We start from the raw sequence: 9289 nt of genomic DNA, 5'->3' as shown, positions 1-9289 counted from the left end.
CCCAGGCCGCAAGACACTGGGTGCCAAGAATTTCACTCAGATGCAATCTGGGCGTCACAGATGAGCGATGATCGATCGAAGTGAGGGCAACCGCGCAGCGCCCCACTGGCCGTATGTACGTGTACGTACGGACGTACTAGATGAGGCCGAGGCCGCGGACCGCCTCGCGCTCCTCCTCCAGCTCGGCGACCGACACGTCGATGCGGGTGCGGGAGAACTCGTTGATGTCCAGGCCCTGGACGATCTCGTACTTGCCGTCCTTGCAGGTCACGGGGAAGGAGGAGATCAGGCCCTCCGCGACGCCGTAGGAGCCGTCCGACGGGATGCCCATGGAGGTCCAGTCGCCCTCGGCGGTGCCGTTGACCCAGGTGTGGATGTGGTCGATCGCGGCGTTGGCGGCGGAGGCGGCCGAGGAGGCGCCACGGGCCTCGATGATCGCGGCGCCGCGCTTGGCGACGGTCGGGATGAACTCCTCGGCCAGCCACTTCTGGTCGTTGACGACCTCCGCGGCGTTCTTGCCGGCGATCTCCGCGTGGAAGACGTCCGGGTACTGCGTGGCCGAGTGGTTGCCCCAGATGGTCAGGCGCTTGATGTCGGAGACGGCGGCGCCGGTCTTGGCGGCCAGCTGCGAGATCGCGCGGTTGTGGTCGAGGCGGGTCATCGCGGTGAAGCGCTCGGCCGGTACGTCCGGGGCCGCGGCCTGCGCGATGAGCGCGTTGGTGTTGGCCGGGTTGCCGACGACGAGCACCTTGATGTCGTCCGCGGCGTGGTCGTTGATGGCCTTGCCCTGCGGCTTGAAGATGCCGCCGTTGGCGGAGAGCAGGTCGCCGCGCTCCATGCCCTTCGTCCGCGGACGGGCGCCGACCAGCAGCGCGACGTTGGCGCCGTCGAAGGCGACGTTCGGGTCGTCGGTGATCTCGATGCCCTGGAGCAGCGGGAAGGCGCAGTCGTCGAGCTCCATGGCGGTGCCCTCGGCGGCCTTCAGGCCCTGCGGGATCTCCAGAAGGCGGAGCTTGACCGGCACATCCGCGCCGAGCAGGTGGCCGGAGGCGATGCGGAAGAGCAGCGCGTAGCCGATCTGGCCGGCCGCGCCGGTGACGGTGACATTCACGGGAGTGCGGGTCATGGCGATCTCCGTAAGACAGCTGGCGGTGGGGGTCCCTGCCCCTGGTGCTGGATATCTCCACCGTACTGATCGATCTCTCGACGTGAAGAGATATCCAGCGATCAGGCTATCCGACGGGGACCTCCGTGGCCCGCCACCCCCTTGTGGCTCGGCTCACTGGAGCGGCTCACTGCTCCTCCGTGCAGCCCTTCGTGCCGGTCGTGAGCGTGGCGCACGCCTTGGCATCGGACGCCGCCTTGACCGCGACCATGGGCGTGTACGCGTCCTTGTCCGCGTTCACCAGGCCGTTCTGGCTCGCGTCGGCCGCGGTGATCGACACCTTGTCGCCCGGCGTGGCCTGGGTGATACGGGCCCAGGCGGCCGCGCACGTCTTGCTGTAGCGCACCTCGACCAGGGCCGTGCCGACCTTCACGCGCGACGAGGTCGTGGCGAACTGGCCGCCGCACCCCATGTTCTCCGGGTCCTGGCCGGTGCAGTCGGCGCCGGAACACTTCACTCCGGCAGGCAGCTGCGGATCGCTGGTGGTGGGGGCCGCGGTCGGGGACTGGGCCACGTTCTTGCCGCCGCCTTCGTCGCCGCCGCCTCCGCCGAGATCGGTGAGCAGCACGGCCGCCGCGATGACCAGCAGCGCGCCGACGACGCCCCCGAGGAACATCGTCACCTTGCGCCGCCCGCGTCCCTGGTCCCTGGCCGCCGGGGCAGCGGCGGGGCCGCCGGTGTGCGGCGGCGGTACGGAGCGGCCACCGCCCTGCGCCGGAACGTACGCCGAGCGGTCGCGGTCATGGCCCGTCGGCGGCGCGGCGGTCCGCGACGCCCCGGAGGCCGGGGCGGTCGGTCCTCCGAACTCCCCCAGCGCCGCCCGCGCCTGGGAGATCCGTATGGCCTCCATGGTCATGTCGTGGCGCATCTCGGAGCGGCTCCAGGCGCGCTCCGCGAGCTCCCACATGGTGGTGAGGTGGACCGGATTCGTCCCCGTCACCTCGGCGAGTGCGACGATCGCGCCCTTGGGTGCGAGCAGCCGCCCGTTCAGATAGCGCTCCCACGACGTCTTGCTGTAGCCGGTGCGGTCCGCGACGGCAGCGATGCTCAGCCCGCTGCGGTCCACGAGCCGGCGCAGCTGGCCGGCGAACTCCCTGACCTGTGGGTCGAGCTCTTCCGGTAGCGCCTTCCAACGAGGCATTGCCTCCCCCTTGTCCCCCCGAACGTGCCTGATGTGCCCGCTCCCCCTACGCCCGGAGGGCGTGGGGGGACCCCCAGTGGTGCCCCGCCACACCCTCGGACGCCATGCCCGATTCGCCTGCGTGGCGGACGACCGGGGTGGACTACCCAAGGGGATGCGCAGAGCCAGGATGACAGTTCCTGAGCGCGGGGCGCACGGGGGCATTCAGGGCGGGCCGCTCACCCCCGTGCGCGCCCCCACCCCTCAGCACGCCCAGTTTCGCATCCGTTGCCCGACGATCACACCATGGCGGAACCGTCACTTCCGTGACACAGGCCCCGGACGTCTCTTGAACGTGTTTGGCGCGTGCATGACGCTGTTGCCCATGACGGCGTCCGTCCTCCCTCGGGGGAGAGGACGGGCGCTGTCACCTGGGGCTTGGGGCGTGGGGGGCAGCACTCGGCTGTCGTTCGGGCGTCGTACGGGCGTCGTACGGGTGTCGTACGCGCCTCACGAGCCGTCGGCGGCGACGCATTCGGGCGGTGAGCCCTTCGCCGGGTACAGACAGGCCCGTGCCCCGGCCGCCTCCCCGTCGGCCGCCGCCATCGGCGTCACCAGGTACTGCCCGGCGGCGATCCCGCCACCGCCGCCACCACCACTGCCCGCCGTGGCCTTGTGCGTCCGCCCGCCCGGCAGGGACAGCTCGGCCACGTCGCCCGCTGCGAGGCCGGTCGCCCGCAGCCATACCGCGCCGCACAGCTCGGCGTACCTCAGCTCCAGTCGCCGGCCGCCCGGGGCGGTACGGTCCGCCAGCGTGGTCACCATGCCGGCGCCGCCGCAGCCCATGGCCTTCGGGTCCTTGCCCTCGCAGGCCGGCCCCGAGCAGCCCGGGTTGCGTATGGACGGCTCCTCGGCCGTGCGCGGCGGACCGTCCGTTCGCAGGGCCGGCACGACCGCGAGTACGGCGAGCGCGGCCAGTACGGTGCATGCGGCGAATGCGGCGAGCAGCACGGGCAGACCGAGGAAGCGGTGCCGATGCCGATGCGGCGGCCGTTGCCACTGCGATTGCGGTGGCCGTTGCCGTTGCCGTACAGCCTGGTCCTCGGCCGGTGCGTCCGGGGCAGGGCGAGGGGCAGGCGCGGCCCGGCAGCTCCACGCCCCGTCCGCCAGCTCCCAGAGGGCGAGCAGCCGCCCCGGCGGCTCGCCCGTCACCGCACAGAGCGCCTCCACCGCGCGGCGCGGCGTGGGCTGCTTGCCGTTGAGGTAGCGCTCCCACGACGACTTGCTGTACGGAGTACGGGCGGCCAACGCGGCCAGGCTCAGACCGGAGCGCTCCCGTAACTCCCTTAATGAAGACGCGAGTTGCTCACACTCGGTGGCAGCCTTCACCGGCGCAGCTCCCTCCAGGTGTCCGGCCCCACGATTCCGTCCACCACGAGTCCGCGCTTCTGCTGGAAGCGCTTGGCCGCGTCCTTGGTGCGTTCCTCGTAGAGCCCGTCGGTGGCGCCCGGCTCGAAGCCGTGCTCACGCAGGAGACATTGCGCCTCGACCACGTCGAAGCCGGTGCTGTTGATGTCGAGCAGCATTGCGCGGGTGAGGCTGTGGCCCGCGCGCAGTTCGCCGTCCTTGTGGTCGACGTCACAGCGGTAGGTCTGTCCCCGCAGATATCCGGTGTCGGCGACGGTCCGGACGGGCGTCGTGTCGTCCTTCCACGCGCCGGCGGTCAACAGTCCCGCCGTGAAAGCGACGGCGACGGCGACGGCGGCCCCGGCGAGCACGCGCCCCAGCGGCACCATCCGTACGGGCCGCGCGGGAACTTCCGGGGCGACCTCCGCCGCGTCCTGCGCGGCGTCCTGCGCGGCGTCCTGCGACACGTCATCCGGATCGGGCGGCTCCCCTGCCGGCTCCGGCTCCGGCTCCGGTGGCTTCCTCTCCTCCCGCGCCTTCGCGGCGACTTCGCACAGCACCATCAGCCGCGTCGGCTCCACCCCGCACACCTGCGCAAGCCCCTCGACGGCGTGCCGCGGCACGGACTGCTTCCCGTTGAGGTAACGCTCCCAGGAGGAGCGGCTGTAGCCGGTCCTGCTCGCGAGAGCGGCGAGGCTGAGCCCGCTGTGGTCCTTCAGCCTCCGTAACTGGACGACCAGCCGGCGCTCCTGGTCAGCGAGCCCGGCGGGCAGCTCCTTCCATCTGGCCATGCGACGTTCCCCCCTGCTGCCTGTTGTGCCTCCGCCTCCCCTCCATGAGATGGCCCCCGACGCCGGAGGTTCCACCCGAATCGCCGCCGTGACGGGAACAGGACAGCGCCCCGCGTCCCACGACGGTGTCCTGGGAAATCACGTCCCAGCAGGTCAGCGCCCAGGACGTCCCAAGCGGGACCGGCCTCCTCGACTCCCGTGGCGGGTACAGGGGTTGGCGCAGGAAAGTCGTTGCCACGACGCCGGGCGACAGGACCCGGCGGCAACGGAGGGGATCCGAAGCATGAACCTACGCAAGCGCATCGCACTCGCCGCCGTGGCGCTTGCCGCGACCGCGACGGCCGGACCGGCGCCGGCGGCCGCCGCCTCGGACACCGGGGCGGCCGAGGGTGCCTGCACCCCCTGGCGGTCGATCCAGGTCGACGACAACGCAGCCGGGGTCAAGTACCGCGAGTGCGACCGCTACAGCGGTCTCAACACGCAGACGAAGGCGCAGCTCTACATCTGGGACAACAAGCACGACAGCAAGGCCGCGCAGGTCTACACGGCGACCGGTTCGGACCTCAACGGCAACTGGCACCAGACCTGGGAGCGGTACTACTGGTGGAGCGACGAGAGCCACCACAGCCCGCTGGTCGACACGGGCTGGCACAAGGGCCACGACGTACACGTGCTGCTCAAGCTGGTGTGACCCGCTGACCCGTACTCGCTCACCCGGCACCCGCTGCTGCAAGGCCGGGCCCCGTTCTCCGCCCGGGAGGACGGGGCCCCGTCACACGCCGGCGCTCGCCGGGATCAGGCGGAGGCCATCTTCTTCTGCAGGTTGGTGTCCAGGACGTCGAGGAACTGTTCCGTGGTCAGCCACGGCTGGTCCTTGGAGATCAGCAGTGCCAGGTCCTTGGTCATGTGGCCGCCCTCGACGGTGTCGATGCACACCTGCTCCAGGGCCTCCGCGAACCGGGTGACCTCTGGGGTGCCGTCCAGCTTGCCGCGGTGGGCGAGGCCGCGCGTCCAGGCGAAGATCGAGGCGATCGGATTGGTCGAGGTCGGCTTGCCCTGCTGGTGCTGGCGGTAGTGGCGGGTGACCGTGCCGTGCGCGGCCTCGGCCTCGACCGTACGGCCGTCGGGGGACATGAGGACCGAGGTCATCAGGCCGAGCGAGCCGAAGCCCTGGGCCACGATGTCGGACTGGACGTCACCGTCGTAGTTCTTGCAGGCCCAGACGTAGCCGCCCTCCCACTTGAGGGCCGAGGCGACCATGTCGTCGATGAGGCGGTGCTCGTAGGTCAGCCCCTTGGCGTCGAACTCGGTCTTGAACTCACTGTCGAAGACCTCTTGGAAGATGTCCTTGAAGCGACCGTCGTACTTCTTGAGGATCGTGTTCTTCGTGGACATGTAGACCGGGAAGTCACGCGCCAGGCCGTAGCGGAACGAGGCGCGCGCGAAGTCGCGGATCGACGCGTCGAGGTTGTACATCGACAGCGCGACGCCGGCGCCGGGGAATTCGTACACCTCGAGCTCCACCGGCTCGGAGCCGTCCTTCGGGGTGAAGGTCATGGTGAGGGTTCCCTCGCCCGGGACCTTCAGGTCGGTGGCGCGGTACTGGTCGCCGAAGGCGTGACGGCCGACGACGATCGGCTTGGTCCAGCCCGGGACCAGGCGTGGCACGTTCTCCATGATGATCGGCTCGCGGAAGATGACCCCGCCGAGGATGTTGCGGATGGTGCCGTTGGGCGAGCGGTACATCGCCTTGAGTTTGAACTCCTCGACCCGCGCCTCGTCGGGCGTGATCGTCGCGCACTTCACGCCGACGCCGTACTCCTTGATGGCGTTGGCGGCGTCGACCGTCACCTGGTCGCTGGTGGCGTCGCGGTGCTCGATGCCCAGGTCGAAGTACTTCAGCTCGATATCGAGGTACGGCAGGATCAGCTTGTCCTTGATGAACTGCCAGATGATGCGGGTCATCTCGTCGCCGTCCAGCTCGACGACGGGGTTGGCTACCTTGATCTTGGCCATGAGGTCGAACATCCCTCTCACGCTCGGGCGATTCGGCGTGTCGGTCGGTCCGCGCATCGCGCAGTGCAGCCGGGCAGCCGGACTCGTCGATTTATCTCGACATCAAGATACTCGACGTCGTGATGAATCGGGAGACCTCTCCGCGCACGCGTAACACGTGAAGCGCGACCTAACGGACAGTGAAGCGGACCACTTCCTCCAGGAACGGAATCTTCAGCCAGGGGCGCGGCTGGGCCATGAGGGCGAGCAGCACGATCACGGTGCCGAGCAGGCCGTACGTCACCATGTCGGTGAACCGCGAGCGCACCGCCAGCATGCCCACGGAAGGCAGCCACCGGCGCAGCGCCGCGCCGGTGAGCAGAGCGACACCGACGAGGATCGTGCCGACCCGGAATGCCTGGGGGAACGGATCCGTACCGACGATCAGCAGCCCGAGCGCCGCGAGCCCGATCACGGTGAGCAGCGGCCACTGGCGGGCCGGGGCGGGGGCGTCGCCGGGCGCCGCGCGGCCGCCGCCTTCGGGGCGGGCGGTGCCGCGGGTGACGGTGGGCGGGCGCCGCGACTTGCCTGTGCCAGGGCCGGCGCCTGCGCCTGCGGTACGGGGCGCTTCGCCCGGGGCGGTGGTCCCGGGCTCGTCGGCGCCGGGGCCGGTGGCGCCGGGCTCACGGTCCTGCCCGATCGCGTGCGCGTCGTCGGCGGCTTCGGTACCGGTCTCGGTACCGGCCTCGGGCTCGGCCTCGGGCTCGGCGCCGTTGACCGGGGCGGCACCGGCCCTGGCCGGCCGACGGGTGGTGTGCCCGTTGGCCCGTCCGTTGGCCCGCGCCTTGTCCTGTGCCTTGTCCCGGCCGTTCACACGCTCCGACGTGGCGCCGTTCGACGCTGCCGCGCCGTCGGCCGGACGCGCGCCGCCGGCGGTGTCGGAGTCGTGGTCCGGGGTGTCAGGCCCCGGTGTGGGCTCGCCCATGTCCGGTCAGCCCGCAGCGCCGGCCACGGCGCGCTCCGCCGCCTCGACGACATTGACCAGCAACTGCGCCCGGGTCATCGGGCCGACGCCGCCCGGGTTCGGGGCGACCCAGCCGGCCACCTCGGCGACGCCGGGGTGCACATCGCCGACGATCTTGCCGTTCTCGTCACGGCTGACGCCGACGTCCAGCACCGCGGCGCCCGGCTTGACGTCCTCGGGCTTGACCAGATGCGGCACACCCGCCGCCGCGACGATGATGTCGGCCTGCCGCAGCTGTGCGGAGAGGTCGCGCGTACCCGTGTGGCACTGCGTCACCGTCGCGTTCTCGGACTTGCGCGTCAGCAGCAGCGGCATCGGCCGGCCGATCGTGACACCGCGGCCCACGACCACGACATGCGCGCCGTTGATCTCGACGCCGTGGCGGCGCAGCAGCGTGACGATCCCCGCCGGGGTACAGGGCAGCGGCGCCTTCTCGTTCAGCACGAGCCGCCCCAGGTTCATCGGGTGCAGGCCGTCGGCGTCCTTCTCCGGGTCCATCAGCTCCAGCACCCGGTTGGTGTCAATGCCCTTGGGCAGCGGGAGCTGGACGATGTAGCCCGTGCACTCCGGGTCTTCGTTGAGCTCCCTGACGACCGCCTCGATCTCCTCCTGCGTGGCGGTGGCGGGGAGTTCGCGCTGAATGGACGCCAGGCCCACCTGCGCACAGTCGCGGTGCTTTCCGGCCACGTACTTCTGGCTGCCGACGTCGTCCCCGACCAGCAGCGTTCCGAGGCCGGGTGTCACCCCCGCGGCCTTGAGCGCCGCCACGCGGGCAGTCAGGTCGGACTTGATCGCGGCTGCGGTGGCCTTGCCATCGAGAATCTGGGCGGTCATGCCCCCATCCTCGCGGATGACCCCTCTCCTGTTCCAATTCGGGGACTCCGACGGGAACACGAGGTTGCACTTGCACAACACATACGGTTATCGACTGGACAAAAAAGCGATGGTAAGACGACGATGATCCGCGCAGTGCCGCGGGCAGTGTCGGGGGGCAGACCGCTTGTTTTTGTGACGTTCCTCCGGTCCAGGACCGCGTCGTCCCCGCAAACCCGACGGAGGAATCCCGCCATGAGCTTTGGCGACCCGAACAACCCTTATGGGCAGCAGCCCCAGCAGCCCCCGCAGGGTCAGCCCGGCTACGGCTACCCGCAGCAGGCCCCGCAGGGCGTACCCCAGCAGGGTTACGGCTACCCGCAGCAGCCCGGGCAGTACCCGCAGGCTCCGCAGGCCCCCGGATACGGGCAGCAGCCCGGGTACGGAGCGCCCGGCTACGGCCAGATGCCGGAACTCGCCCACTGGGGCCTGCGGTTCGGCGGCTATCTGCTGGACATGCTGATCATCGCCGGGCCGTACTACCTGCTGGCGGGCATCGGCGTGGGCCTCAGCAGCTCGCCGAACGACAGCGGCTTCGCCGTGCTCGGCATCCTCGGCTTCGTGTACCTGATCGGTATGTTCTTCTACCAGCTCTACCTGGAGGGCAAGACCGGCCAGACCATCGGCAAGAGGGTCGTCAAGATCCGGGTCCTGAAGGAGGCCGACGGCTCCACGCTCGGCTTCGGCATGGCCTTCGTGCGCAAGCTCGCGCACTTCCTCGACAGCCTGGCCTGCTACATCGGCTGGCTGTGGCCGATCTGGGACAGCAAGAAGCAGACCTTCGCCGACAAGGTGTGCAGCACGGTGGTTGTGCGCGCCTGACGCGTCACGAAGCCGTGAGGCAGGCGTCGCACGGTGGAACGGAGTGACTGATCCCGGCGGGTCGACCGATCCTTGCGGTTCGGCTGATCCGG

The 9289-nt window shown here is 70.3% G+C and carries 9 protein-coding genes; 2 read left to right on the top strand and 7 right to left on the bottom strand.

The window, feature by feature from the left end:
* Positions 1–136: 136 nt before the first annotated feature.
* The 4 genes from ACWCXB_RS27370 to ACWCXB_RS27355 form a co-directional block, all read right to left on the bottom strand.
* Positions 137–1126: a malate dehydrogenase gene (locus tag ACWCXB_RS27370; protein ID WP_450726422.1), complete on the bottom strand. Its 990-nt coding sequence runs from the start codon at positions 1124–1126 to the stop codon at positions 137–139.
* 166 nt (positions 1127–1292) lie between these two features.
* Positions 1293–2306: an XRE family transcriptional regulator gene (locus tag ACWCXB_RS27365; RefSeq protein ID WP_450726421.1), complete on the bottom strand. Its 1014-nt coding sequence runs from the start codon at positions 2304–2306 to the stop codon at positions 1293–1295.
* A gap of 489 nt (positions 2307–2795) precedes the next feature.
* Complete coding sequence (locus ACWCXB_RS27360) at positions 2796–3674, bottom strand: helix-turn-helix domain-containing protein (RefSeq protein WP_450726420.1); 879 nt, start codon at positions 3672–3674, stop codon at positions 2796–2798.
* Entirely contained in the window at positions 3671–4483 is an 813-nt protein-coding gene (locus ACWCXB_RS27355; protein ID WP_450726419.1) for a helix-turn-helix domain-containing protein, read from the bottom strand. The genes ACWCXB_RS27360 and ACWCXB_RS27355 overlap by 4 nt, the downstream gene beginning before the upstream one ends.
* Positions 4484–4766: 283 nt before the next feature.
* Between ACWCXB_RS27355 and ACWCXB_RS27350 the strand changes: the two genes are divergently transcribed.
* On the top strand, positions 4767–5174 hold the full coding sequence (locus ACWCXB_RS27350; protein WP_450726418.1) for a hypothetical protein: 408 nt from the start codon (positions 4767–4769) through the stop codon (positions 5172–5174).
* 104 nt (positions 5175–5278) lie between these two features.
* Here ACWCXB_RS27350 and ACWCXB_RS27345 read toward each other — a convergent pair whose 3' ends face one another.
* The 3 genes from ACWCXB_RS27345 to ACWCXB_RS27335 form a co-directional block, all read right to left on the bottom strand.
* On the bottom strand, positions 5279–6499 hold the full coding sequence (locus tag ACWCXB_RS27345) for an NADP-dependent isocitrate dehydrogenase (protein ID WP_450726417.1): 1221 nt from the start codon (positions 6497–6499) through the stop codon (positions 5279–5281).
* Positions 6500–6668: 169 nt separating this feature from the next.
* Positions 6669–7463 carry a DUF3017 domain-containing protein gene (locus tag ACWCXB_RS27340; protein ID WP_450726416.1) on the bottom strand — a complete coding sequence of 265 codons (795 nt, stop codon included), beginning with the start codon at positions 7461–7463 and terminating at the stop codon, positions 6669–6671.
* A gap of 6 nt (positions 7464–7469) precedes the next feature.
* Positions 7470–8336: a bifunctional methylenetetrahydrofolate dehydrogenase/methenyltetrahydrofolate cyclohydrolase gene (locus tag ACWCXB_RS27335; protein WP_450726415.1), complete on the bottom strand. Its 867-nt coding sequence runs from the start codon at positions 8334–8336 to the stop codon at positions 7470–7472.
* Positions 8337–8570: 234 nt separating this feature from the next.
* Between ACWCXB_RS27335 and ACWCXB_RS27330 the strand changes: the two genes are divergently transcribed.
* Positions 8571–9197: an RDD family protein gene (locus tag ACWCXB_RS27330; protein WP_450726414.1), complete on the top strand. Its 627-nt coding sequence runs from the start codon at positions 8571–8573 to the stop codon at positions 9195–9197.
* Positions 9198–9289 lie beyond the last annotated feature (92 nt).

Source organism: Streptomyces sp. NPDC001514, from assembly GCF_053597075.1.
Note: the sequence above shows the minus strand (reverse complement) of the source record. Positions and strands in the feature narration are given on the sequence as shown.